Annotated in this window: 23 protein-coding genes, 1 pseudogene and 1 riboswitch; of the genes and pseudogenes, 7 read left to right on the top strand and 17 right to left on the bottom strand. The window is 52.2% G+C overall.

Going from position 1 to position 24,040, the window contains the following annotated elements:
* The first annotated feature begins 10 nt into the window (after positions 1 to 10).
* A complete protein-coding gene (locus ACTVDO_RS05945; RefSeq protein ID WP_020959063.1) occupies positions 11 to 352 on the top strand; it encodes a DUF485 domain-containing protein in 342 nt (113 codons plus the stop codon).
* Positions 352 to 1,887, top strand: coding sequence for a solute symporter family protein (locus tag ACTVDO_RS05940; RefSeq protein ID WP_020959062.1), 1,536 nt, complete (start codon positions 352 to 354; stop codon positions 1,885 to 1,887). The genes ACTVDO_RS05945 and ACTVDO_RS05940 overlap by 1 nt, the downstream gene beginning before the upstream one ends.
* Positions 1,888 to 1,947: 60 nt before the next feature.
* Here ACTVDO_RS05940 and ACTVDO_RS05935 read toward each other — a convergent pair whose 3' ends face one another.
* The 6 genes from ACTVDO_RS05935 to ACTVDO_RS05910 all read right to left on the bottom strand — a co-directional run bounded on the left by ACTVDO_RS05935 (position 1,948) and on the right by ACTVDO_RS05910 (position 6,859).
* The gene (locus ACTVDO_RS05935; protein ID WP_020959061.1) at positions 1,948 to 2,442 is read right to left on the bottom strand and encodes a GNAT family N-acetyltransferase; all 495 of its coding nucleotides are present in this window, start codon (positions 2,440 to 2,442) and stop codon (positions 1,948 to 1,950) included.
* Positions 2,443 to 2,467: 25 nt separating this feature from the next.
* A complete protein-coding gene (gene menC / locus ACTVDO_RS05930; RefSeq protein ID WP_041267858.1) occupies positions 2,468 to 3,589 on the bottom strand; it encodes an o-succinylbenzoate synthase in 1,122 nt (373 codons plus the stop codon).
* Positions 3,589 to 4,422 carry a GNAT family N-acetyltransferase gene (locus ACTVDO_RS05925; RefSeq protein ID WP_020959059.1) on the bottom strand — a complete coding sequence of 278 codons (834 nt, stop codon included), beginning with the start codon at positions 4,420 to 4,422 and terminating at the stop codon, positions 3,589 to 3,591. Before ACTVDO_RS05925 ends, menC begins: the two co-directional genes overlap by 1 nt.
* The gene (locus ACTVDO_RS05920) at positions 4,397 to 5,566 is read right to left on the bottom strand and encodes a M20 peptidase aminoacylase family protein (RefSeq protein WP_020959058.1); all 1,170 of its coding nucleotides are present in this window, start codon (positions 5,564 to 5,566) and stop codon (positions 4,397 to 4,399) included. The genes ACTVDO_RS05925 and ACTVDO_RS05920 overlap by 26 nt, the downstream gene beginning before the upstream one ends.
* Positions 5,567 to 5,671: 105 nt before the next feature.
* Positions 5,672 to 6,097 carry a threonine/serine exporter family protein gene (locus ACTVDO_RS05915; protein ID WP_020959057.1) on the bottom strand — a complete coding sequence of 142 codons (426 nt, stop codon included), beginning with the start codon at positions 6,095 to 6,097 and terminating at the stop codon, positions 5,672 to 5,674.
* A gap of 18 nt (positions 6,098 to 6,115) precedes the next feature.
* Positions 6,116 to 6,859 (bottom strand): threonine/serine exporter family protein, encoded by a 744-nt coding sequence (locus ACTVDO_RS05910; protein WP_023817527.1) that lies wholly within the window; start codon positions 6,857 to 6,859, stop codon positions 6,116 to 6,118.
* Between the two features lie 314 nt (positions 6,860 to 7,173).
* Here ACTVDO_RS05910 and ACTVDO_RS05905 point away from each other — a divergent pair, with 314 nt between their 5' ends.
* Entirely contained in the window at positions 7,174 to 8,229 is a 1,056-nt protein-coding gene (locus tag ACTVDO_RS05905) for a DUF5667 domain-containing protein (RefSeq protein ID WP_020959055.1), read from the top strand.
* A 289-nt stretch (positions 8,230 to 8,518) separates the two neighbouring features.
* On the opposite strand, the gene ACTVDO_RS05900 is transcribed toward ACTVDO_RS05905, so the two are convergent.
* From ACTVDO_RS05900 to ACTVDO_RS05885, 4 genes and pseudogenes are all read right to left on the bottom strand, one after another.
* A complete protein-coding gene (locus ACTVDO_RS05900; RefSeq protein WP_020959054.1) occupies positions 8,519 to 9,460 on the bottom strand; it encodes a diacylglycerol/lipid kinase family protein in 942 nt (313 codons plus the stop codon).
* Positions 9,461 to 9,567: 107 nt separating this feature from the next.
* On the bottom strand, positions 9,568 to 10,482 hold the full coding sequence (gene murB / locus ACTVDO_RS05895) for a UDP-N-acetylmuramate dehydrogenase (protein WP_442901202.1): 915 nt from the start codon (positions 10,480 to 10,482) through the stop codon (positions 9,568 to 9,570).
* Positions 10,483 to 10,698: 216 nt separating this feature from the next.
* A complete protein-coding gene (locus tag ACTVDO_RS05890; RefSeq protein ID WP_020959052.1) occupies positions 10,699 to 11,682 on the bottom strand; it encodes an ornithine cyclodeaminase family protein in 984 nt (327 codons plus the stop codon).
* Positions 11,683 to 11,721: 39 nt separating this feature from the next.
* A pseudogene (locus tag ACTVDO_RS05885) lies at positions 11,722 to 12,585 on the bottom strand (MFS transporter); the annotation flags it as partial.
* A 150-nt stretch (positions 12,586 to 12,735) separates the two neighbouring features.
* Between ACTVDO_RS05885 and ACTVDO_RS05880 the strand changes: the two are divergent.
* A complete protein-coding gene (locus ACTVDO_RS05880; RefSeq protein WP_442901201.1) occupies positions 12,736 to 13,329 on the top strand; it encodes an IMEF encapsulin system ferritin-like cargo protein in 594 nt (197 codons plus the stop codon).
* 15 nt (positions 13,330 to 13,344) lie between these two features.
* Positions 13,345 to 14,199 carry a family 1 encapsulin nanocompartment shell protein gene (locus tag ACTVDO_RS05875; protein ID WP_442901200.1) on the top strand — a complete coding sequence of 285 codons (855 nt, stop codon included), beginning with the start codon at positions 13,345 to 13,347 and terminating at the stop codon, positions 14,197 to 14,199.
* Positions 14,200 to 14,337: 138 nt separating this feature from the next.
* On the opposite strand, the gene ACTVDO_RS05870 is transcribed toward ACTVDO_RS05875, so the two are convergent.
* Positions 14,338 to 14,802, bottom strand: coding sequence for a hypothetical protein (locus tag ACTVDO_RS05870; protein WP_442901199.1), 465 nt, complete (start codon positions 14,800 to 14,802; stop codon positions 14,338 to 14,340).
* 136 nt (positions 14,803 to 14,938) lie between these two features.
* Between ACTVDO_RS05870 and ACTVDO_RS05865 the strand changes: the two genes are divergently transcribed.
* Positions 14,939 to 15,292: a 2Fe-2S iron-sulfur cluster-binding protein gene (locus ACTVDO_RS05865; protein ID WP_442901198.1), complete on the top strand. Its 354-nt coding sequence runs from the start codon at positions 14,939 to 14,941 to the stop codon at positions 15,290 to 15,292.
* Between the two features lie 134 nt (positions 15,293 to 15,426).
* The gene (locus ACTVDO_RS05860) at positions 15,427 to 15,963 is read left to right on the top strand and encodes an HD domain-containing protein (protein ID WP_442901197.1); all 537 of its coding nucleotides are present in this window, start codon (positions 15,427 to 15,429) and stop codon (positions 15,961 to 15,963) included.
* 163 nt (positions 15,964 to 16,126) lie between these two features.
* Here ACTVDO_RS05860 and ACTVDO_RS05855 read toward each other — a convergent pair whose 3' ends face one another.
* From ACTVDO_RS05855 to ACTVDO_RS05830, 6 genes are all read right to left on the bottom strand, one after another.
* Positions 16,127 to 16,678 carry a DUF2179 domain-containing protein gene (locus ACTVDO_RS05855; RefSeq protein ID WP_020959045.1) on the bottom strand — a complete coding sequence of 184 codons (552 nt, stop codon included), beginning with the start codon at positions 16,676 to 16,678 and terminating at the stop codon, positions 16,127 to 16,129.
* 490 nt (positions 16,679 to 17,168) lie between these two features.
* Positions 17,169 to 18,041, bottom strand: coding sequence for a gamma-glutamylcyclotransferase (locus ACTVDO_RS05850; protein ID WP_442901196.1), 873 nt, complete (start codon positions 18,039 to 18,041; stop codon positions 17,169 to 17,171).
* Positions 18,042 to 18,170: 129 nt separating this feature from the next.
* A complete protein-coding gene (locus ACTVDO_RS05845; protein WP_442901195.1) occupies positions 18,171 to 18,701 on the bottom strand; it encodes a hypothetical protein in 531 nt (176 codons plus the stop codon).
* 88 nt (positions 18,702 to 18,789) lie between these two features.
* Positions 18,790 to 19,782, bottom strand: a complete 993-nt coding sequence (locus tag ACTVDO_RS05840; protein ID WP_442901194.1) for a tetratricopeptide repeat protein — start codon at positions 19,780 to 19,782, stop codon at positions 18,790 to 18,792.
* A 244-nt stretch (positions 19,783 to 20,026) separates the two neighbouring features.
* On the bottom strand, positions 20,027 to 21,067 hold the full coding sequence (locus ACTVDO_RS05835) for a ribonucleotide-diphosphate reductase subunit beta (protein WP_442901193.1): 1,041 nt from the start codon (positions 21,065 to 21,067) through the stop codon (positions 20,027 to 20,029).
* 74 nt (positions 21,068 to 21,141) lie between these two features.
* Positions 21,142 to 23,424: a ribonucleoside-diphosphate reductase subunit alpha gene (locus ACTVDO_RS05830; protein WP_442901192.1), complete on the bottom strand. Its 2,283-nt coding sequence runs from the start codon at positions 23,422 to 23,424 to the stop codon at positions 21,142 to 21,144.
* 130 nt (positions 23,425 to 23,554) lie between these two features.
* Positions 23,555 to 23,750, bottom strand: a riboswitch (cobalamin riboswitch).
* Positions 23,751 to 24,040 lie beyond the last annotated feature (290 nt).

The following is a 24,040-nucleotide window of genomic DNA, read 5'->3' as shown; positions in this document are numbered from 1 at the left end:
AGGGATTCATATGGCAGTGAAAAAACAATCCCTTGCCGAACAGGCAGGTATCGATTATGAAGCGGTCGCCCAATCCGCTTCGTTCCGCGAACTTATTCAGGCGAAGAAACGCTTCATCATCCCGGCGACCATCTTTTTCTTTGTCTTTTACTTCGCTCTCCCGGTATTAACGTCGTATTCAAAGGCGCTCAATGCTCCGGCTGTCGGGCCGGTCACTTGGGCGTGGCTGTTTGCATTTGCGCAATTTATCATGACATGGGCCTTATGCATTCTTTATTCGAAACGCGCAGCACGATTTGATGAAATCGTCGAGCAAGTGAAGCAGGAAGAAACGGGAGGAGGAAACGCGTAATGAACGGATTGGCCTTTTTCCTCTTCCTCATCATTGTCGCCCTGACGCTTGTCATTACGTACTACGCCTCGAAACGGACGAAAACAACAAGCGAATTTTACACCGCGGACAGCAGCTTAACCGGCTGGCAAAACGGTCTTGCCATCGCCGGCGACTATATGTCGGCCGCCTCGTTTCTCGGCATTGCCGGCATGATTGCCTTAGCTGGATTTGACGGCTTCTTTTACAGCATCGGGTTCCTTGTCGCCTACCTCGTCGTTTTGTACATCGTCGCCGAGCCGCTCCGCAACCTTGGCAAGTATACGATGGCCGATATGATCGCCGCCCGGTTTGATGATAAAAAAGTGCGCGGCGTCGCCGCCTTGAACACGATCGCCATCTCCATTTTCTACATGATCGCCCAGCTTGTCGGCGCCGGCGGTCTCATTAAACTTCTGCTTGGGCTTGACTACATTTATTCCGTCTTGATCGTCGGCATTTTAATGACCGTGTATGTCGTGTTCGGCGGCATGACAGCCACCAGTTGGGTACAAATCGTCAAAGCGGTCTTGTTGATGGTCGGTACGTTTATCATTTCCATTATCGTCTTTGCCAAATTCGATTTCAGCGTCGCTAAAATGTTCCATGAAATGAAAACGGCCACACCGCTTGGCGAAGCGTATCTCAATCCAGGCAACAAGTTTAAAAATCCGCTTGACACCATTTCGCTAAATTTGGCGCTTGTGTTGGGGACGGCCGGGTTGCCGCACATTTTAATCCGTTTCTTCACCGTCAAAGACGCGCCGACCGCACGCAAATCGGTCGTGTACGCGACATGGATCATCGGAATTTTCTATGTTTTAACAATCTTCTTAGGATTTGGCGCCGCCGCATTTGTTGGTTATGATAACATCACCGCCGCCGATCCTGCCGGCAATATGGCCGCGCCGCTGTTGGCAGAGGCCCTCGGTGGAGATTTCCTATTTGCGTTCGTCTCTGCTGTCGCGTTTGCGACGATTTTGGCCGTCGTTGCCGGGCTTGTTTTGTCAGCCGCTTCGGCGTTTGCCCATGACTTTTACAGCCACATCATCCGGCGCGGCCAGGCGACCGAAAAAGAACAAATGCTCGCCGCCCGCTGGGCATCGGTTGGCGTCTCAGTATTGTCAATTTTATTAGCGCTGTTTGCGCAAAAAATGAACGTCGCCTTCCTTGTGTCACTCGCATTTGCCGTTGCCGCAAGCGCCAACTTGCCGACGATCGTTTTTACAATCTTCTGGCGCCGCTTTAATACGACAGGGGCGATTACGGGGATGCTCGTCGGCTTGATCAGCGCCTTGGTGCTCGTCTTCTTCAGCCCGAACGTCTGGTCTCCAGAGCCGGGTGCCGCCATTTTTGTCGGCGAACCGCTCTTTAAACTCGCCAACCCGGGCATTATCTCGATCCCGCTCGGCTTTATCGGCGCTATCGTCGGTACGCTCGTCTCGTCGAAAAAAGCGGACGAGAAAAAATACACCGAAATCGTCGTCAAAGCGAATACTGGGATTGGACGCGTGTAACGCAACGAAGAAAGGGCCGATCCAAAACGCGAATGCGTTTTGGATCAGCCCCAATTAGCATTATAACAGTTTGTATAGGTAATATTCATTTACAAATTCCCCGTTCACTCTTAACGATTGAACCCTCTCGCCTTCTAATACGAATCCCATCTTCCGATATAAGTTGAACGCCTTATCGTTCCCTTTCATGACCGTAAGTCCTAATCTCAAAATTCCAACTTCCTTTGCCCACTCAAACGCTTTGTTGAATAGTTTAGTGGCAATGCCCTGTCCTTGATAGTCTTCAAGAACTCCCAAAACAACATTGGCAGAATGTCGATTTCGTTTTACATCGCCTCCTATGACAGCAAGGAACCCGACAAGCTTGTTTTCCGTTTCAGCAACAAAGATCATTTTATTCGGTTCAAATAACATTCTTTCAATCGATTTACTTTGTTGTTCAACCGTTGTTTGCCGTTCGCCAGGCTCAAATAACATAAAACCAGATTCATCAATTTTTTTGCACAACTCCAAGAAATGTTCCGCATCGCGAACTTCAATCGGTCTTATCATCATTTTTTCTTTCTCCCTTTATCATCCTTTATGCCGTCGCCGTACGATGAAACACCTTCGCAAACTGCATATACCGCTCCACTTGGCGGCGGTCGACGTCATAGCCGATGCCCGGAGCGTCCGGCACACGGATCAAGCCGCCTTCCACCTCGACTTCCGGCGTGATAATATCCCGCTCCCAATAATGCGACGATGCCGCGGTGTCACCGGGGAGTGTGAAATTTTCCAACGTCGTAATGGCGATGTTGTGGGCGCGCCCGACGCCTGCTTCCAGCATGCCGCCGCACCAGACCGGCACGCCGCGTTCACCGCAAAGATCGTGGATTCGCCTCGCCTCCCGCAAGCCGCCGACACGCCCGATTTTGATATTGATGATGCGGCAGCTGCCAAGGTCAAGCGCCTTGCGCGCATCATCGTACGAGCGAATGCTTTCGTCAAGGCAAATTGGCGTCTGAAGAAGCGGCTGCAGCCGGGCATGATCGATGAGATCGTCGGCACCGAGCGGCTGCTCGATCATCATCAGACCAAAGTCATCAAGTGCTTTGAGCCGCTTGGCATCGGCGAGCGTATACGCCGAATTGGCATCCGCCATAAGCGGCACGTCAGGAAACGCGCGCCGCACGCTGCGAATGACGTCCACATCCCAACCCGGCTTGATCTTCACTTTGATCCGTCGATAGCCCTGCGCCACATACCGCTCAATGACCCGCAGCAAATCATCGACCGTCGGCTGAATGCCGATGCTGACGCCGACTTCAATGTCCTTTTTCGCCCCTCCGAGGGCTTGGCAAAGCGGAACGCCGAGCCGCTTCGCATACAAATCCCACACCGCCCCTTCGAGCGCCGCTTTCGCCATGTTGTTTTGGCGGATGGCAGAAAAGCGCTTTGCCAGCTCCTCCGGATGATGAATCGGCTCAGCCAGCGCAAGCGGCACAAGGAAATCCTCCAGCATATGCCAGTTCGTTTTCACCGTTTCCTCGCTATACCACGGAGCGGCAAACGCAACCGATTCGCCCCAGCCGGAAACGCCGTCGCGATCGACGACTTCCACTAAAATAAACTCTTTCGTTTGGAACGTGCCGAAGCTCGTCGTAAACGGCGCCTTCAGCTCCATTTGCAAATGGCGCAATATAATACGCTCGATCTCCATCATCTTTCCTTTCCCCCTTCCTGCTGCAATCGTTCCCCCCGCCGCCTCCATATGTAATGCAATACCGCTTCTCCCGGGCGGCGCCAAGCCCCCGCGGCCACCCATCCTTCCGCGAGCAGCCGCTGAAACAGCGCGCGTGTCGCCAGCCGCCACTCAAGCGCCAGCGCGGGATCCCGCTCTTTTAGCTGCGGAAAGTCAAGCGGAACAGCAGCCAACAACAACGGCGCCGCTGTTTCATCGATGTCTCTCGGCACCGGGCGCAACAGGCCGCCAACCGTTTCCTCCGCCTCAAGCACCGACACTCCTTGGAACTCAGCCTGGCTCCCATTCCACTCCGAAGCAGGACGCTCATCAAGCCGCCATTCGACGATAAGACGGTCCGATGGCAGCCGGCCGTTTAACGCATCATCCATCTCGCCGTAACAGTTTTCGATATATTCGACACCAACAGCTCCGAGCTTGGCTAAATTCAAGTAGCCGTTGCGGCTTTGCAGCGGATCGTACGTCCAGCGGATGACTCGATAGCCGCGCCGCCGCGCTTCTTCCGCCTGCTTCATTTTCAAGCGATAGCCGATCCCCCGGTCGCGAAACGAAGCATCAATCCCTATCATATGGGAACAAAGATACATTTCTCCATTTCGAAATCCAGGAAAACTGTAGACGAAACCGACCAGCTTCCCGTCCACATACGCGCCGATCACAACGCCGCCGTTTTTTGCCACGGTCAACGTTTGATGAAGAGGGATCGGTGCTGTTCCCCAAACGTCTGCCTCCAACTCAGCCATTTCGTTCAACTGTTCGATTGTCTCAATGATTTGCAGCGACAGAGGCATGCTCTTTCTCTCCTTGCGGCGAAACTTTCGCAAACGTGTTCATCACAACCCGCGCCAAAATCTCCACGCCGGAAAGCAAATCATCGCGCCGAAACGTCATGCGCGGGTGATGGAGCCCCGGACGCAAATCGCAGCCTAACCCGAGCATCGTCGTCTTCAGCTCCGGTTTTTTAAAAGAATAAAAGTGAAAATCTTCCCCTCCCGGCGTCACGACCGGCGGCACGCATTTGTCAGCCCCCAAAACGGCGATGATCGCTTCTTCCATCAGCTGCTGCGCCTCATAGTCCGGACTGGCGGCGACGATGCGAGTTCGCTCGGTCAGCTCAATATCGGCCCCATAAATCGCTGCAACCCCGTTTACAACATGGCGCAACCCTTCAACAAGCCGCTCCATCGCCCCGTTCGTCTGCGCCCGTAAATCGAGGGCAAACTCAGCATAATCGGGAATAGTGTTTGCATCTTTTTCACCGGCATGAAACTTCGTCATCTTGATCGATGCCGGCACTTGCGGATCGGTATGGATTTTGCCGAGCTCTTGCACAATCGCGCTGCCGACTTCAATGACGTTGACACCTAAATGCGGCCGCGCCGCATGCGCCGCCATACCGCGAATCCGCCCTTCAATGCATTGTGCCGCCCCATGAATGATCGCCGGCGCTGCATACCCGCTCTCGACTTCTTGAATCGGGCGCAAATGAACCCCATACAAAAACGTCAGGCCATCGGCCGCTCCTTTTTCGATCATCTTCAGCGCACCCGTGCCTTTTTCCTCAGCCGGTTGGAACAAAAACCGCAGCGTCCCCGGCGGCTCATAGCCAATGCGGCGAAGCAGCTTCGCCACCCCGAGCACGATCGTCATATGGGCGTCGTGCCCACATGAGTGGTTCGGCTGCCAAACGCCGTCCACTTCTTGCCAAAGAGCATCCATATCACTGCGCACCCCGACTGCCAACGGCCCGTTGCCGATCTCCGCCACTACGCCCGGACAATCGGCAAACGTCCGCACCCGGTATCCTTCACGCTCGAGCTCCTGGCGAAGAAAATCGGTCGTCCGCCATTCTTCCCAGCTGATTTCTGGATGGCGATGAAGATGATCAAAAATGTCCCATAATTCTGCTTTTATCTGCCCAATCGTTTCTTTCATTCCGCTCTCCCCCGCTGTTTCAAAAATGTAATTATATTCATTATAATATTCAAACAAATAAATGCAACGATAGGCAGATGAATAGAAAAAACAACCAATCCGCGGTCAATGTCGGCGCTTCGCCAGTTGGTTGACAACCTCGGAAAAAATGAGTCCCATCGCAATCGCCCCAGAGATCATAAACGCTTTTGCCGCCAACGGAATCGCAGCGTCATAATCATTCATCGCGACATAGCGCATCGCTTCGAACGCGGTCAAGCCCGGCACAAGTGGAAGGATGCCGGGCACGATGAAAATGGTGGCGGGCGCCCGATAGCGCCGGGCGAACGCATTGCTTAAAAGAGCGATGAAAAAAGCCGCCATAAATGTCGCGGTGACACCGTCCGTCCCTGACCGCGAAACAAACGTATACACAACCCAACCGCTCATTCCGACAAACCCGCTGTGCGGCAACAGGCGCGGCGGAATATTAAAGATGATGCCAAACAGCGCCGATGCTACAAAGCTAAACAGAAGCTGCATTGCGATCATGTCTCTGTACTCCCTGCCTCACCGAATCGATAAAATAAAAGCGATGCCGGTGCCAATCGCAAACGCCGTCAAAAACGCCTCGGCGCCGCGCGACAAACCGGCGATGAGATGGCCGGCCATTAAATCACGCACCGCGTTCGTAATGGCGAGCCCCGGTACGAGCGGCAGCACAGAACCGATGATCATTTTTCCGACGTCCCCGCCAAACCCAGCCTGCCCCATTAACAATACAAGTCCCCCGGCAACAAAAGACGCAAAAAATTCCGCGAAAAACCGGATTTTTACGAACCGGTGCACCATTTCAAAACACCAAAACGCCGCTCCTCCGGAAAAAAGTGATGGAAAAAAGTGAACTACCCCTCCAATTAATGATGCAAAACAAGCGCTCGCTAACGCGGCGGCGGCGGTTTGCTGCCAAAGGGGGTAACTCGGCCGCGCGCGTCTGATGTCCTCGAGCTCCGTACGCGCTTCCGCAAGCGTCAACTCGCCGCGGCTGATGCGCCGCGAAATATCATTGACCGCCGCCACTTTCGCCAAATTAGTCGAGCGTTCGGAAATGCGGATCAATCTTGTTGAGTCCGTTCCTTCAATTGAAAAAATGATGGCCGTCGGCGTGACATAACCATGAGAGCGCGACATGCCAAACGAGGCGGCGATGCGCATCATTGTATCTTCCACTCGATACGTTTCTCCGCCGCTTTCGAGCATCAACTTTCCCGCCAACAAACAAACGTCCACAATTTCGTCGACCTGCCCCGTCATGATTGATTTGCTCCTTTCGTTTTCATCCGCCATGGCATTGGCCGCTCCCTTTTCCTCTGCCAGGCGCTCACTGCAAAAACAAACTCCTACCAAATCGATTGGCAGGAGGCCTCCTCGGATGTCGTCTTTGTCAAACTTGTTTCCATTATAACAAACAGGCGGTTGACTGCCAAACCGTGAAGAAAACCTCACCGTTTCCCTTTCTTTCCTATTTTTCTGTTTCTTTCTCCTTATTTTTCGCTCCCACAGTCGAAAAAAAGCATGCCGACGGCGAAATCGTTATAACGAAAGTCAAAGCAAAAGGAGGAACAATCATGATGAACAAGCGATTCTCACTCCCCCGCGTGTTGTCGACGGGCGCACTCGCTGCAGCTGTTGCGCTCGCTCCTTACAGCCCGGCGGCGTTCGCCAGCACGGGGGCCGAAGGACAAACAAACGGCAGCACGGCGGCCGAAACAGGCGCCAGCGTCAACAATGACGCCCCGGCAGTGTTGCCCGGTGACTTTTTCTACTTTTTCAAAACGATGATGGAGAAAATTGAACTTGCCCTCACATTTGACGATGCTGAAAAAGCGAAACGGCTGGCTGAGTTCGCTGAGGAACGGCTGGCTGAGGCGAAGGCGCTGCTTGACCAAGGAGACACTGAACAGGCGAAAGAAGTGCTCGCCAACGCTCTTAAACAACAAGAGGCAGCTTGGGACGTTTATGAAGGAACTAAACAAACGGACGAACAAAACGGAGAAACAGCGGAAACCGATATTGAGACATTGCGCCAACAGTTGGAAGAAAAGTTTTCCCAAAACATCACGGCCTTGCAAGCGGCGCTCGAACGGGTGAAAAATCCGCGGGCGAAGGAAGTGCTCGCCCGCAATATTGAAAAAGCGAAGCAAAAACTCGAAGCCAAAATAGAGAAGCGGTTGGCGAACCAAACAGAGCAAAGCAGCCAAGTAGAGGAAACAGATGACGAACCGACGGCACCAACCGATGAAACAGAAGAAGCGAAAAACGAAAGCGCGCCATCCGCTCCTGAATCGGCCGAAATAGAAAAACCAGCCGCTGCACCGGCGGAAGACGATACAGCGGTTCAACTAGATGAACAAGCGGACACCGCCATCAAAGCGGAAACAAAATCATCCCTCACGCCTTCCGGAAAAACGGAAACAAAGGTCAGCACTCGGCAAACGACAGCCGCCGACGCCAAAGGGAATGGCCGGGAACATCAAGCAGTGACGGCTGGAAATAAACAAGCAGCGGTTCGCGCCTCTGTCTCTGTTTCACAACCACCGAAACAAACAGCCAAACCGCAAACAAAACACGATCATTCGCCGGCCCACGGAAAACAAAACAAGGAAGAAAAGAATGGAAAATAAGTTCACTGCAATGGCTGTTTCCGAAACACGTCGGAAACAGCTTCTTCTTTTGGCTAGGCGGTGCGGCCGTTCTTTTTTCCCGCTTCCGAAATGCCTCTGCGGCTTCCTTGATCGCGCCTGATTTGCTTTTGAACGCCCTCCCATCTACGTTCACGCTGGGAAATGGAAATCTTCCCGGTTCGAGAGGATCTTTGAGATGCGGACACCCCACAAAGGCAGAGAGTCGTGATCCCTCTTTTCCATTCCCTCTTCCTTCTCATGGCCGCTTTCTCTTTTCACATACGCCTAATCATTCATCGGGTTCTGCGCCAATGACTCGCATCCCTTTAGCCTCAATCCAAGCCGACACTTCCCCTTCTCCTGCATCCTCCCCATCGGCGTGAAGCGGAACAGGAGCTGCCGGGCGGATGCACACGTTCCGCCCGGCGAACACGCAAATTTCTTTCATTCGCACATGTCCGCCCCAAAATACGGACAAAAACAGCGCAAGAATTTTCCAACGCGACATTCTCCCGACAACCGTGATGTGAAGAAGGCCATCGTCCGCCCGCGCTGACGGGGCGATGCGCATCCCGCCGCCGTAGTATGGATGGTTGGACACAGTCGCCATCCAAGCTTGTTGAAATGAATAGTTTTTCCCATCAATGCAAATGTCAAGGTCGACCGGTTGATAGCGGAATAGCTCTTTCACTAAATAAAACGCGTAAATAAGCGAGCCAAGCCTAAAGCGATTGAACCGCCCTTTCCATGCCGAACGGTTGGCCGCGCGGGCGATATGGGCGTCAAAACCGCAGCCGACGCTGTTGGCAAACGCGCCGTCCGGCACGGCGCTGCTGGCAAACCGACCGAGGTCAAAAGACAAAACTCCACCGGAACGAGCGCCATCGATCAGCTGCCGGAGCGCCCGTTTCGATGCTCGGGCAAGATGGAAACCTCGGATAAAATCGTTTCCCGTTCCGGCGGGAATGCAGCTAATCGCAACGTGCGTTAGCGAACCCGCCCCGTTCACGATTTCATGCACCGTCCCGTCGCCCCCGACCGCCGCGATCGCGATCGGCTCAACGCTTTCCTCGCCGAGCCGGCGGGCGATTTCTTTTCCCTCTCCTTTTCGGGTCGTCCAATATGCCTGATAGGCGATTCCTTCCTGATCGAGCAGAGGCTGCAGCTGCTCCCAAATAGACGCGGACCGGCCATTTTTGGCGGCTGGGTTGATGATGAAATAAAGATTCATCGTCCTCCTCCATTCATTGCCTCTTTTTTATCAGTTTGCTATATTTTTCATTTTTCCTTTCACGAGATAAAAAAATCCGAATCCGTTAATCGGATTCGGATCGGGAGTCATTCCTCACCGATAATTTTCACTTCCAGCTCTAAATCAACTCCGAACTTTTCCTTCACGGTTTTGCGCACCATATCGATCGTCGCGATGTAATCGGCAGCCGTCGCATTATTTTTGTTAATAATAAACCCGGCGTGCTTTGTCGACACTTCCGCACCGCCGAACCCTTTCCCTTGCAGGCCGCTGTCTTGAATGAGCTTGCCGGCAAAATAACCCGGCGGGCGCTTGAACACACTCCCGACCGACGGATACTCAAGCGGCTGCTTTGATTCGCGCTGAAACGTCAAATCATCCATTTTCGCCTTGATTTGTGCATAGTCGCCCGGCTGCAGGGAAAAGACGACTTCAAGCACAATATCGTGCGTCCGGCTAATCAAACTCGTTCGATATCCGAGTTCAAGCTCTTCATTTTTCAGTGTTTTCAACTCGCCGGCGAGCGTCGCCACTTTGACATGGTCAAGCACATCTTTCACTTCCCCGCCGTATGCCCCGGCATTCATCATAATCGCCCCGCCGACCGACCCCGGAATGCCGCAGGCAAACTCCAATCCGGTGAGGTGTTGTTCGAGCGCGAACCGCGACACCGCTTTAATGTCGGCTCCGCTTTGTGCCATCACGTTGTTCCCTTCGCGCCAAATGCGGTTGAGATGCTTCAGCTGCATGACAATGCCGCGCAGCCCACCGTCACGGATGATGACGTTCGAACCGTTGCCAAGAAGGGTAAACGGCAGCCCGTACTCCTCTTTCAATCGCAAGACGGCGACAACTTGCTCGTATGTTTCCGGCCAGACGAGAAAATCGGCCTTGCCGCCGATCCGCACTAATGTATGGTTTTTCATCGGCTCATCGCGAAGAACATTTTCTTTTCCGCAAATCGCTACGAGTCTTTGATAAATGTGTTCCGCACGTTTCATCGTTCTGTCTCACCTTCTTCGCTCATTCCATGCCGCTTGGCGGCACTATTCCACACTGTTTCCATTATCGCCGGAATCGCGCCGCATATCAAGTGGGCAATGTTCCTTATTCTGTTTTATTCCGGACTGGGCGGAAAGGTGACTTTTTTGCCGGACGGAAAAAGCAATCTACAGGAAATGGAGCACCCTTCGCGTGCAGAAAAGTGGAGCGGTCTGTCAGAGTTCCACCTCTTGCCCCGCTCCAAGCTCTAAAGCTTTGTAATACACGCCGATCGCCACAGCCAAATCGTACCAAGCCGCCCCAACCGACTTAAACACGGTGATTTCCCGTTCATGTTGACGGCCGCTTTTCTCTCCGGTAACAAGCTCCCCGATTTCTGCATTGATCCGGGAAAACGACCATCTTCCGCTTTCAGCCGCCTGAATGAGTTCTCCTGCCTCATGTTTGACGCCCTCAAGTGTATCGACGACAATGCGATCCGCTTTGACAATAGTCTCCACATCCAACTCGCGCATATGTGGCAAGTACGAGCCAATGGCGCTAATGTGCATGCCTGGCCGCAACATTTGACCGGAAAACACCGGCTGTTCCGAGCGCGTGCTGCAAACCACGATGTCGGCCTGGCGAACGGCTTCGTCCGCCTCATCCACCACATATACCTTCCCTGTCCATTCCCGAACCAGTCGATGCAGTCCCGCCGCGAAGTCTTCCGCTTTTTTCCTCGTTCGGTTGTACAGAAATATACGTTCAATCGCTCTCACTGCCAATATGCCAACCACTTGTTCTTTGGCCATCGCCCCTGTTCCGATCACCGCTAGCCGCGACGCCGCCTGTGTCGCCAAATAATCAGCTGCAATGGCGGATAACGCCCCCGTGCGCAGTCTCGTCAAATACGTGGCATTACAAACCATCCGATGTTCCCCCGTTTTCGCATCCGTAAGCACCATGATCCCCTGGGTGGTCGATCTTCCTGCTGCAGGGTTATGGGGGAAAATGCTGACCACCTTCACCACTGCTGCCCCCTCCTCAGCGGATGGCATATACAAAATCGAAGCATCATGATTCGGAAATGGAAGCACCGTGCGATCAGGGGCGATCACTTTCCCTGCTTGTTTTTGTCGCAACATTTCTTTTACATCGGAAATGGCATCCTTCATCGTATACATGCGTTGAATTTCTTGTTCTGACAAAATAAGCATAATCCCCCTCCTTCAATACGCTGAAAAAACGGAACCGCGTTACGCGATTCCGTCTTGCTCATCAAGTTCTTCATGTTTGCGGTCGCGCACAGACCAGACCGCAACTAGCGAAATAAGCGAGACTAACACAATATATAAAGCCACCGGCACATAAGAGTTCCCATACGCCGCCAGCAATGCCGTAGCGATGAGCGGCGCCGTTCCTCCCGCTAGTGCGGCGCCGATTTGGTAGCCGAGCGAAATGCCGGTATATCGAACGTTGGACGGGAAAATTTCCGAAAACATTGTACCAAGCACAGCCGTAATCGGCGCCCAAATGATACCAAGGCCAATGACGGTCGCAATAATCAATAAGGCGACTGATTTTTGCTGCAAGAGCCAAAAATACGGAAACGCATAGATCATCATCCCAACAGTCCCGGCAATGTAAAGCGGCTTGCGGCCGTACCGGTCTGACCACTTGCCCATCAGCGGAATCAGAACCGTCGTCACCGCAGTCGCTATGGTGACAGCGTTTAAGGCAGCTGTTTTTGAAAAGCCTAAATTCGTTGTCGCGTACGAGACGATAAACGTTCCAAAAATGTAAAATGGGGCCGTTTCCACGACTTTGCCGCCAACGGCGATCAACACTTCTCTCCACTGAGAGCGGAGCGTCTCCATAAGCGGCACTTTCGCCACCCGTCCGGTTTCTTGCACTTTCTTAAACGAAGGAGTCTCATCAATGCCATGGCGCACCCAAAGCCCGAAAACGACGAGCAGAGCGCTTAACAAGAACGGAATGCGCCATCCCCACACCATAAACGTCTCATCCGGCATGAGCGTCATAAGCGACATCACAAACGTTCCAAGAAGCAGTCCGATCGTCACGCCCATTTGCGGAATGCTGCCGAACAGCCCGCGGTCTGGCTCAGTTGTCTCCATATTTGAAACACCATTCCATTCGCTGCTGTACTACATCGTCTACGCGCGATCTGAATGAATAAGGGCAAATAAAGTTTACAATCCTATTGATACGGAAAAAATGGTAACAATGATTTTATGGGAGGGAGTCCATTGCACGACACGTTAGCAGAAGTCAGCGCCATTCTTGGCCGGTCGAAGGAAGCGCTCAGTCAGTTTCAAGCGATTTTAGAGCCGACGATTGAACAGGCGGCTGACGATCATGAACGGCTGTACTGGCATCATATTTACGAAGAAGAGGAGCACCGATTTGACCGTTTGGCCGCCTTGCTTCCAAAGCTTGAGGAAGCGCTCGCTGATGAGGCATTTCTATCACGGGAAAACGGCGACTTCTTGCGGCTGCTGCAAGACATCAGCCTGGAAAAATTCGGCTTGCACAACTTTTTGGAACATCTCGATTTATCGTTGTTTCATTATAAAGGGACGGAACATGAACCGGCGATTGCGGCGCTGCGTGACATGACTGCCGCCGATTATCAACAGATGAAAAGCGCCCTCGAAACGCTAAATGGCACGTTGGATGTGACAGTTTCCTTCGCCGCCGCAACACCGACGGATGAAAAAGAAGAGCAAAAAGAGTATTTGAAGCTAGCACAATACGCCGCTCCGCCCGCCGCATCGGCACCTGCACGCCCATCGGTCGGGACGCGGCGGCAGCTGACAGTCGGCAGCTTAAAGAACCAATAAGAAAGGAGAGAAAATATGGACAAAACAAAGCTATACCCAGAAGCCCCGCTCACAGAGAGCCAATGGGGCGCACTTGACGAAATGGTCATTGAAACGGCGCGACGCCAACTCGTCGGCCGCCGGTTTATCGATTTGTACGGCCCGCTTGGCGAAGGCGTCCAATCGGTCGCCAACGACATTTATACGAACCCGGAACACGGGGATATGAGCTTCCACGGCAGAGAGCTGAGCCTTTCCGAGCCGACGCGCCGTGTGCATGTAACGATTCCGCTTTTGTATAAAGACTTTATTTTATACTGGCGCGACATTGAGCAGGCAAAACAGCTCGGCAGCCCGATCGACTTTTCCGCCGCCGCCAATGCCGCCCAGCAATGCGCGCTGCTCGAGGACGATTTGATTTTCAACGGTTCGGCTGAATTTGATGTGCCGGGCATTATGAACGTGAAAGGAAAAGTCGCCCACATTCGCAGCGACTGGATGAAATCCGGCAACGCCTTCACCGACGTGGTGGAAGCGCGCAACAAGCTGCTTCAGCTCGGCCATACCGGTCCGTACGCCCTCGTCTTGTCGCCGGAATTGTATGCGCTCATCCACCGCGTCCATGAAGGAACGCACGTCCTTGAAATCGAGCACATCCGCGAACTGATGACCGCCGGCATTTACCAAACGCCGGTCATCAAAGGCAAGCGCGGCGTCGTCATTGATGCCGGACGGCAAAATATCGACCTTGCCGTCGCCGTCGATGTGCAAACCGCCTTTTTGGATACGGAAAATATGAACTATTTGTTCCGTGTGTATGAATCGGTTGTGCCGCGCATCAAACGGCCGAGCGCCATCTGTACGCTCGAAGATCCAAACGAGTCAGCATGAATGGTGCGCAGCCTCCCTTGCCGTCGGACGGCAAGAACAGCAGAAAGCCATCGACCCTCACCGTAAAAACGATGCTCCCTTTCACGAAAACGCGCCCGACGACAAAGCAGGTCGCCGGGCGGTTTGTTGAGTTTCCCGTTAAGCGGTGCGGGCCACTTGGCCTTGAACGTTGGAAACGAGCAGCGACAATTCCGGGCTGAGCGCCTCAACGCCGATGTCATCGATAATCATTTTCGCTTCTCGCCAAAAATGAACGGTATAGCTGCCTTCATAAATGTCAAACAGCCGTTTTAAATAGCGCCGTTTTTCGTTAACCGCTTCGCGCTTATATGCGGCATTGTTCAGCTCGCGAATTTTTTTATGCTCAGGTGCGGAAATGATACTAATGTCATGAACGTTGACAACCATCCGCTCGCCTTGCTCGGTCACAAAGCCAACGGAGTAATATTGGGCGCCGAGCTGATCGATATGGACGATGCAGGCGTTTCGGTATTCTTCACCGGAGCGGAGACGGAGAAACGTTGCCTCGATGGCGCCGCCGACTTTTCGCTCATTGACTAGCATCGCTTTCATATCACGCAACCCATTCATCGGAGTGCCCATGGTGTCTCCCCCTTGTCTCGAATCAAGATGGCGTTTTCACAATCCCTTTTACTATTATCATAACAACAATTTATTTGGATGTAAATGAAATTCATTTTCAAACTTTAGATGCAATTTAAAGGAGAGATGAGAAAAAATGGAACGAACCTTCACCGTCGGATCGCTGAAGCCTGGCCCCCGGCCATCGACGCGCTCCGTTTCTACCATGCAACCAAAGCACGATGTGCCCTCCGCTGCACCATCAGCTGTCTTGCAAATCGAACAAAGCGGAAAAACGTTCACCGTGCAACGCACGTCTGGCGTTTCGCTCCTTGACGCCGCTCTCCGACAAGGCATTCCGCTTGACCATAAATGCAAAAAAGGAACGTGCGGCCGCTGCGCCGTCACCGTCCTAGCCGGCGTTCATTTTCTCACTCCGAAAACGCGGCGCGAGCGCGAAAAAACGAATCAGCCGGCCAGACGGCTCGCCTGCCAGGCGCAAATCAAATAAGCCGGCGGCCTCGCTTGCAACACGGCCGGCTTATTTTTTGATCTATGCAACCGTTCTCGTCCCTTTCTTCTCATTGCCTGCACGAGCATGCCATGGTATGATGATGAGAAATACAAAAAACGGAGGGGATGCCTATGAGATATGTCACCTTAACTGACGTCTTTGTCCATCCCATTGCGCAAAAATATTTGAAACGGTCCGGCCTCGCCCACGCCATCGCCGTGGCTTACCATGCCTACCGCCTCGCCCTCCACCACGGAGTCAATGCTGACTTGGCGACGAAAGCTGCTCTCCTTCACGATATCGGCCATTACACATGGTACAAAAACGGCCAGTGGGATTATGAACAATACAAACAAAATGACATTCATGCCATCAAAGGCGCCGAGCGGGCGCATAAACTGCTCATTCGCCTTGGCGAACATCCGCAAAATGCCAAGGAAATTGCTTTAGCGATTTTGTTGCACACGGATTCATACCTTCCGGATGGCGAGTGGAAACGAAAACCGCTGCAATCCATCGTCAAATGGGCCGATGAGGCTGACGAAGAACCCGGTGGCCGCCACCACTACCGAACGATCAGCGATGACCTTGCCTTCAAAAAAATTAGCCAACTCGATGAACTCGTTGACCGCCATCTTGGGAAAAAACGGCTTGACGACATCATTTAACATCTTTCCGAAAGAAGTCTCCCACTTTTGCCAAAACAGCTCACCTTCTAAACAGGTGAGCTGTCGACACGCCAGCGGCACTGGCCGACGCAAGCGATGGACCGTTTCTCCGTGTCAGCTGCTGCCTCTTTTAAGCGCAGCCCGCTCACTGCACCGACTATCGTTATGATTCGTGACAAGCTGCTTTTTTCTTTTTTACTCGTTTTTTCATAGAGGCGACCAAAAATCCGCCTTTAAACCGCCGCGGCTCGTACGAAATGATAAACGCCTTCGGCTCATGCTGTTCGATTAGCTCCAATAATTCTTCTTCCCGGTTCCGTTTCGTCAAAATATCAAGCCGATATCGTTGGCTGTCCCTTCCTTCTCCTGTATAAACGGTGACGCCATAGCCGCTTTCCCGCAGCAAGTGAATTAGCTCTTGGTTTTTTTGCTGCAAATTGACGGTTACACTCGTATAACCAATCGCCAACTTTTGTTCAATATATCCCCCAATAAAAAGCCCCGCGCCAAACCCGGCCGCATACACGATCATGACGACGTAGCTTTGTTCCCCGCTAAAGACGATCGATAACCCAAACACATAAATGAGTGCTTCCAAAAAGCCCATGAGCGCGGCCAACAGGCTCATATTTTTGACCATAAAAATCGTCCGGAGCGTTAAAATCGGCACGTACACTAGCTGCAATGCCAGCACTAAAACAATGTCTTTGAGCATGACATCCCCCTCAAATCGTAAAAAAATAGAACAAGCCAGATGCGCGTTTGCGCATCCAGCTTCATATACTTCCGCCTCCTCATCATATCAGCTGTCCTCGCCTGCTGTCTATGGGATAAATCTCCCTCTTGTTCTCTACATGTTTCGGTCACTATGACATTGCACCATTTCAACTGACCGCCAATAGATCGGACGGAGGTCCATCTGCGCTGACAACATGTTTTCCCGTATGTCCCCCACCTGATCGAGAAAATACAAAAAGATGCGGTTATGAGGGGCCAAAGCCGTTCCCTTCTTCAAATGGACAGGACAAAGAACTAGCTGTATACGAAAAAGTTCCATGGGCAACGTTTTGCCCTCCATACGGGCATGAAAATGACTCATCGGGGCGCATGCATTTTCACGGAAAATAACGCTCTTAGCCAAAAAGCGGCGAGGTCTTGGAGCAACCCTCCCATCCCCTGCCGCCAATGGGCCGCCTTTTTTACGCTTACCGCCCTCTTTTCCATAATTGTTCAATATGACGCCGCACTCGCTCGGTGTAATGCGTGCTTAAAAGAGATGTTCCTTCATCAAGGATAATGGAAGCGTACGATTCGTTCGGCGCGATTTCATCCAACTGTTTCTCGACGACAACGTACGTCAGGGCGGAAACAAGCTGCCCGTTGAACGACACATCAACGTATTCACGGCGGTACACGCCGGCTGGAACGCCCTCGCGCCAATCAAGATCCGTGACATAGCGCGCCGGAATTTTGTATAGCACGCCTTCGACCCGGTCGCCAGGAGAAGGAATGATATCTGCAACCCCTCCTTGCCGGCCGCGGGAATACCGGGTGAACGCCAACCGGTGATCGTCAAGCACCGCCCGGCCCATCACCTCAAAATGCGGGACAGTGCGGCGAAAATCGCGCTCGCTCATGCAAGAACCATACGCAAAGTACATCACTTCATCTTTGGAGTGGAGAAACGCCATCCAATCACCCCCAAAAACTTGTTCAGCGTGTTGCTCAAGCCACTCTTTTCGTTCTGCTGGGTAAACATATGTGTAACACGTGTACTTCTTGCCATCGGCACCTATGGCGGTCACGATGATTCGTTCATAATGATTAGCCTGCCCCGGACCGCAATACCCTTCAAGCTGGTCAAGTATGGCAAGCGCTGTTTCCGGATCGCCGAGTTCAAACACTTCACCGTGCACCGTCCCCCTTCCGTCCACCATCGCCGGATAGCCGTATGGCAAGTGAAACAGCATTCCGTTTACCGTTGCTTTGCGCGCGGACTGCACATGCTCGTTAATCAGCTGATGATTGCGCCCGCCTTGCCGGAGTGTTCCATATACAAATACGTTGATCATTTCCATGTTTATTCCTCCTCTATCCTTGAGATACATGTTTGTTTGACGGCCTTTCATTGATAGGCCGCTTGCGCCAAAACGGTTAAACGTCTCCCGGGCATGGCAGGCGGCCATTCCGCCCGGGAATCAGCACCGTCAACGGGTCGGCCAATTTCCTCTTTCTTCTGTCCGATTGGTCCATACATTCCAATAGCGATGATAGCAGGAAAGGCAAATTTCTACATCCATCTTGTATTGTTTCAGCACATCCAAATGACTGTTCAGCGAGGAATCGTCAAAAATGGTGAACGCCACTTTATAGTCGGTGTCTATCTGCCGGCAGAGCGCATGCAGTTCACGGAGGCTGTTCATGCCGATGTCCTTATACAATTGAAAACTCCTGCCTTCTTTCGCTTCAACGAATGGGCTTGCCTTTTCTTGGATGACAGGGTCATTGAGGACATAATACGCCGCCATCAGCAACCCGTCCTCGAGCATATGCTCAAGCGTCGGAATCCACACTTTTTTCTTGAACGGTTTCAGCTGTTTCGACGAGAAAAGATTTTCCGGGACTAAAATCCATGCCGGCACGCTGTTCTCCGATAAAAATAGATAATGGGTCGGGTTAATGCCTCCGTGGTACGGATGCCCCTTTCCAATCAACAATTGTGCCGTTAATGTCGCCATTGCGAACCCCTCCTTCGTTTCGACTGATTACAATGACATCATAAAAAAAACGGTCACCTGCATGGTGACCATTCCCGACAGCTGTCTTTCAAATGATATATTCATAATCATCCGAGGGGACAATAATACGGTAAGGAATCTCGCATTCCCAGCGATACCCCCTTCCCCTTACATTGACAATAATTTGATCCATCGGTTCGGAAAAACACGGTTTCAGTCGTTCCCTCAACTTATTGATCATTTTTTTCACAACATCGTCCCGTACGTCGCCTCCATCCCCCCACACTTCCGTCCGGATGGCATCGTGCTCTTTGACACTTGGCGCCGCCTTCAGCAAACATTGAAGCAATTTAGCGAGCCGATAGGGCAACCGAACCGAATCACAAGGGCCGTGCAAGACAGCGTCGCCTCTCCTCATATCCAAAATGACATATATGTTATCTTCCTCAGCCAGTCTGCAAGCTTCTCCGTACGTAATACAAGAATGTTTATTTTTTTCGATGAGCCGAAACGGAAAATCCTCTTCTTCCACGTCCGTTTTTTTCCACACATTCACTTGCAGACGGACGTTATCAATTTCCGTGCGGTACAAACGCTCACTGTCCCGTTCCTTCGCTTCCTCAAGCAGGCGAAGCGCCATTTCCGGGTCGCCAAGCTGGTTGTAGGCGATGGCGCTCGAACAGAGCGCACGAATATAATGATACGGTTCAAGACGTTTGCTTGTTGAGCGCAAAACGATCTGGAATCGGCGAATCGCCTCGCGCCAGCGCCCGTCATATAGCTCAAGATGCCCTAAATGGTAGCAGCAAACCGGATCGTCCGGCTCAACGCGGAGAGCTTGTTCAAACAATTTCCGGGCCTTTCGATAGTTTTCTTTCCTTAACTTGATATCGCGGCCATAATCGCGCAACATTTGCGCAAACCATATCTTGAACTTCGTATTTTTCGGCTCCAGCTGATTGAAACGTTGGAAAATCGCTTCCCCCCTCTTCAGCCATGCCTCGTCATTGTCGTTCTCCTCTTCCACAAGCCAACGATTCAATTCCTCGCGCAGCCGTTCGATTTCCTGATTTTTCTCCATTTCTCTCGTCCCCTTTCGCATGCAAAAGGCACCCTAGCCCACCGTCCGACAACAAGCCGCAACATCTCTTTTCCTTTTCTATTCCCCATTGTATAATCAAAACGGAAGAAGGGGAACAAGGATGGAATGCGACACGATCCCGAAAGAGGTTGTAGAGGCGTTGACGTTATTTTCCAACGACATCGCATCCAAATCATTTTCCGTTAAAAAGCCGCGTTGGTCGATGCCCACACGCGGCTTTCCCTTATAGCTCATCAAACCCATTATCCACTTGCACTTTCGTATATTGGCGCGGCTTCTGTTCAAAAAAGTCCGATTTGCCAAGATCGACTTCCTCGTATGCTTTAATCCAGCGGAGCGGGTTCGTCCGGTAGCCGTCAAACGGGCGGTCAAATCCGAGCTGGTGGGCGCGGACGTTGGCGTAAAACTTAATGTACGCTTCCAAATCAGCCAAGTCGATGCCATCGATGTCATTCCCAATGATTTCCCGAGCCCATTCGATTTCCAGCTCTGCCGCTTTCATAAACGTGTTCCGGACGAAATCGGCAAGCTCCGGCGTCCGATACTCTGGGTATTCGTTCAACACTTCCTTGAAAATTTTTGTAAACAAATCAACATGAATGTGCTCGTCACGGTTGATGTAATTGATCATCGTGCTCGTCGCCACCATTTTTTGCTGGCGCGCAAGGTTGTAGAAAAAGGCGAACCCCGAGTAGAAAAACAATCCTTCTAAAATAACGTCAAAGACGATCGACCCCAGCAAGTTCTCCACATTCGGCTCTTCCGCAAACGCCTTGTAGCCGTTCGTCACAAAATCGTTCCGCTTGCGCAGCGTCGGTTCGTTTCGCCAAAAGTCGAACACTTCATCTTGCTTTGCTTTCGGCACAAGGCTCGAGAGCACGTACGAATACGAATGGTTGTGAATGACTTCCTGCTGGGCAAGCATGATCATGAGTGCGTTGATGCTCGGGTCCGTAATGTAATCAGCGACACGTCCGGCGTAATCGGTTTGAATGCTGTCAAGCAGCGCCAACAGCCCGATGATTTTCAAAAACGCCTCCTGTTCGCGGGCGGTCAGCTGCGGAAACTGCTTCACATCTTGGGCCATATTGATTTCAAACGGTGTCCAAAAGTTGGCGAGCATTCGCTTATATTTCGCATACGCCCATGGGTAGGCGATATCGTCCCAGTTCAACACATTCGAGCAGCGGCCGTTGATAATGCCCGTCGAACGGTTCGGCGCCTCTGGATCCATAATCGGCCGTTTGACTAAGCTGATTGTCATGATCCATTCCTCCCTTTCAGCTAAGCTTCGGCGTGAATCTTTCCCCGGAATCGGCAACGTCCGGGGGAAGACCGTCAGCTCGCGCAAGAATCGCACTCGTCGATCGTCCCCGATGTCGAACGCACGTAATACGTCGTTTTCAGCCCCGACTTCCACGCCGTCAAATGCAAATCGAGCAGCTCTTTTGCCTTAATCGTGTTCACGACGTAGAAGTTAAAGGAGATGGCTTGGTCGATATGGCGCTGGCGGGCGGCGTTTTGCTTGATGCTCCAGCGCTGGTCGATATGGTAGGCCGATTTGTAATACCATGTCGTCTGTTCGTTTAAATCCGGCACCGTAACGGGAATCTTATAATCTTTCTTTTCCTCGGCGTACACTTTTAAGAAAATCGGGTCAATGCTCGCTGTACTGCCGGCGATGATCGACGTCGAGGCGTTCGGCGCCACCGCCATCACATAGCCGTTTCGCATCCCATAGCGGGCCACGTCTTGCTTCAGCCGATCCCAATCCAATTCACCGTGGCTTTCGTAGCCGCGCCGCTCAAAATAAGCGCCTGTCTGCCAATCCGATCCTGGAAACGCCGGGTAGCTCCCTTTCTCTTTGGCGAGCTCCATGCTCGCTTGAATCGCCAAATACGCGATCGTTTCATACAGCTCGTCGGCATAGCGGACCGCTTCGTCCGACTCCCAGCGAATTCCTTTTAACGCCAACAAATGATGCCAGCCAAAGGTTCCAAGCCCGACAGCGCGGTATTTTTGATTCGTCAGGCCGGCTTGCAGCACAGGGATATTGTTTAAATCAATGACATTATCGAGCATCCGCATTTGAATCGGGATCAGCCGCGCCAAAACGCCGTCGGTCACCGCCCGCGCCAAGTTGATCGACGATAAGTTGCAGACGACAAAATCGCCTGGGATTTTCTCAATGATGATCGTCCCGTCTTTCACATATTGCCGCTTCGTCACTGTCGGGCTTTGGTTTTGCGCGATTTCCGTGCAAAGGTTGCTGCAGTAGATCATGCCAAGATGGCGGTTCGGATTTTGCCGGTTCACTTCATCGCGGTAAAACATAAACGGCGTCCCCGACTCGAGCTGGCTGCGCATGATGCTTTTCATCACTTCGATCGCCGGCACTTTTTCTTTCGACAGCCTTGGTTCGTTGACGCATTGCCAATATTTCTCGCGGAAACTCCCGCGCCCTTTTTCCTCATCATAAAAGTCTTCCAAGCTAAACCCCATCACCTTCCGCACTTCATGCGGATCAAACAAGTACCAGTCGCCGCGCTGTTCGACTTGCTCCATGAACAAATCCGGGATGCAAACGCCGGTGAACAAATCATGCGTCCGCAGCCGTTCGTCGCCGTTGTTGAGCCGCGCATCGAGAAACGCAAAAATGTCTTTATGCCATACATCCAAATAGACGGAAATGGCCCCTTTGCGCTGCCCCAGCTGATCGACGCTCACCGCTGTATTGTTCAACTGCTTCATCCACGGGATGACGCCGGAAGAGACCCCTTTGAACCCTTTAATGTCGCTGCCGCGCGAACGGATTTTGCCTAAATAGACGCCGATGCCGCCGCCCGATTTCGACAAATTGGCGATGTCGGTGTTGCTGTCATAAATTCCTTGCAAGCTGTCATCGACCGTATCGACAAAGCAGCTTGAGAGCTGGCCGTACGACTTCCCAGCGTTGGCAAGCGTCGGCGTCGCCACGGTCATGTATAAGTTGCTTAACGCCCAATACGCTTCCTTCACGAGCGCAAGCCGCTGCTTTTGCGGTTCATTCGCCATGAGCGTCATGGCAATGACCAAAAACCGCTCCTGCGGCAATTCATACAACCGCCGCTCATAATCGCGCGCCAAATACCGGTCCGCGAGCGTGCGCAGCCCAATGTACGTAAACAGCTTGTCCTTCTCCGGATCAAGAAACGCACCGATGGCGTCGACTTCTTCTTTCGTATAACGTTCAAGCAAGAACGGACTGTACACCCCTTGTTCCGTTAGCGCAACAAGCAGCGAGTAGAAATCGCCATACCGCTCGCGTTCATCGTACCCGCGCTGCCGCGCCGCTTCACGGTACAATTGCCGCAAATACAGCCGGGCGCACACAAACGTCCAGTCCGGCTCCTCTTCATCAATGTAAGAAAGTCCTTCCAAAATAGCCGTTTGGTGCAGCTGTTCTACCGTGACGGACTCCTTTCGGCTAAGAAGCTGCCAAACACGCTCGACGTATTCATCAAGCGACAGACGGCCGAATCCAGCCGCGGCTTGCTCAATCAGCGCCGCAAACTCTTCACGTGAAAACGAAACCGACTTCCCTTGATCATCGAGGATGACCGTTTTCGTCAATGTGGTCATTCGTTTCTTCTCTCCTTCCATAAAAAAATCCGCTCGGGCAGGCGAGCGGATGAAACGACAGACGAAAAAAGGCAGACGAACCCCTTGTTCTTTTCCCCTATCGTTTCATCTTCTCACACCCCGAAGAACATGAAACGTTCCAAGCAAGGCAGGTCTCCTGACTCGTGCATCGTCCTACTTTGGGGCCTTCCCAGCGGCGCGCCGAACAGCTCTTGCCGCCAGTGGCCATCCCATTTCGTCCGCACATACAGTTGCGGGGGCAGTTCCGGATTCGCACCGGATTCCCTATTAAGTCCGAATGGACACCATTGCTTGGCAAAACGATATGTAGTTGTACAATAAGGCTTCGAAAACAAGATCTAGTAGTTTAGCATCTTGATGGAACAAGCATATACCAAAACCGGAAAAATTGCAAGGGGAGCGGAATGGGATTTTCTCTTTCTTCACAAACCATGCTCTCTTCATCGAAAAATAGCAAGAAGGTGTCCCAAAAGGAGCATTCCCGTTAGGAGCTTTTCCGGGGACTTGATCAAAAAAAGCCCTCTTGGTATGATGCAGGGGTGTCAAACAATACCTACCATCATGCCAAGGAGGACTTCAGATGAATTGTACACAA

This window comes from Geobacillus sp. BK01 (genome assembly GCF_052220245.1).
In the GTDB taxonomy this organism is placed as follows: Bacteria; Bacillota; Bacilli; order Bacillales; family Anoxybacillaceae; genus Geobacillus.
Note: the sequence above shows the minus strand (reverse complement) of the source record. Positions and strands in the feature narration are given on the sequence as shown.

Coding starts and splice junctions, on each gene's coding strand:
- ACTVDO_RS05875 (WP_442901200.1), top strand. CDS start 13,345: ATGGACAAAACAAAGCTATACCCAGAAGCCCCGCTCACAGAGAGCCAA.
- menC (WP_041267858.1), bottom strand. CDS start 3,589: ATGGAGATCGAGCGTATTATATTGCGCCATTTGCAAATGGAGCTGAAG.
- ACTVDO_RS05860 (WP_442901197.1), top strand. CDS start 15,427: ATGAGATATGTCACCTTAACTGACGTCTTTGTCCATCCCATTGCGCAA.
- ACTVDO_RS05935 (WP_020959061.1), bottom strand. CDS start 2,442: ATGATGATAAGACCGATTGAAGTTCGCGATGCGGAACATTTCTTGGAG.
- ACTVDO_RS05850 (WP_442901196.1), bottom strand. CDS start 18,041: ATGGAAATGATCAACGTATTTGTATATGGAACACTCCGGCAAGGCGGG.
- ACTVDO_RS05870 (WP_442901199.1), bottom strand. CDS start 14,802: ATGGGCACTCCGATGAATGGGTTGCGTGATATGAAAGCGATGCTAGTC.
- ACTVDO_RS05900 (WP_020959054.1), bottom strand. CDS start 9,460: ATGAATCTTTATTTCATCATCAACCCAGCCGCCAAAAATGGCCGGTCC.
- ACTVDO_RS05840 (WP_442901194.1), bottom strand. CDS start 19,782: ATGGAGAAAAATCAGGAAATCGAACGGCTGCGCGAGGAATTGAATCGT.
- ACTVDO_RS05920 (WP_020959058.1), bottom strand. CDS start 5,566: ATGAAAGAAACGATTGGGCAGATAAAAGCAGAATTATGGGACATTTTT.
- ACTVDO_RS05945 (WP_020959063.1), top strand. CDS start 11: ATGGCAGTGAAAAAACAATCCCTTGCCGAACAGGCAGGTATCGATTAT.
- ACTVDO_RS05890 (WP_020959052.1), bottom strand. CDS start 11,682: ATGCTTATTTTGTCAGAACAAGAAATTCAACGCATGTATACGATGAAG.
- ACTVDO_RS05915 (WP_020959057.1), bottom strand. CDS start 6,097: ATGATCGCAATGCAGCTTCTGTTTAGCTTTGTAGCATCGGCGCTGTTT.
- ACTVDO_RS05940 (WP_020959062.1), top strand. CDS start 352: ATGAACGGATTGGCCTTTTTCCTCTTCCTCATCATTGTCGCCCTGACG.
- ACTVDO_RS05925 (WP_020959059.1), bottom strand. CDS start 4,422: ATGCCTCTGTCGCTGCAAATCATTGAGACAATCGAACAGTTGAACGAA.
- ACTVDO_RS05845 (WP_442901195.1), bottom strand. CDS start 18,701: ATGGCGACATTAACGGCACAATTGTTGATTGGAAAGGGGCATCCGTAC.
- ACTVDO_RS05910 (WP_023817527.1), bottom strand. CDS start 6,859: ATGACGGGGCAGGTCGACGAAATTGTGGACGTTTGTTTGTTGGCGGGA.
- ACTVDO_RS05865 (WP_442901198.1), top strand. CDS start 14,939: ATGGAACGAACCTTCACCGTCGGATCGCTGAAGCCTGGCCCCCGGCCA.
- ACTVDO_RS05855 (WP_020959045.1), bottom strand. CDS start 16,678: ATGCTCAAAGACATTGTTTTAGTGCTGGCATTGCAGCTAGTGTACGTG.
- ACTVDO_RS05830 (WP_442901192.1), bottom strand. CDS start 23,424: ATGACCACATTGACGAAAACGGTCATCCTCGATGATCAAGGGAAGTCG.
- ACTVDO_RS05905 (WP_020959055.1), top strand. CDS start 7,174: ATGATGAACAAGCGATTCTCACTCCCCCGCGTGTTGTCGACGGGCGCA.
- ACTVDO_RS05835 (WP_442901193.1), bottom strand. CDS start 21,067: ATGACAATCAGCTTAGTCAAACGGCCGATTATGGATCCAGAGGCGCCG.
- murB (WP_442901202.1), bottom strand. CDS start 10,482: ATGAAACGTGCGGAACACATTTATCAAAGACTCGTAGCGATTTGCGGA.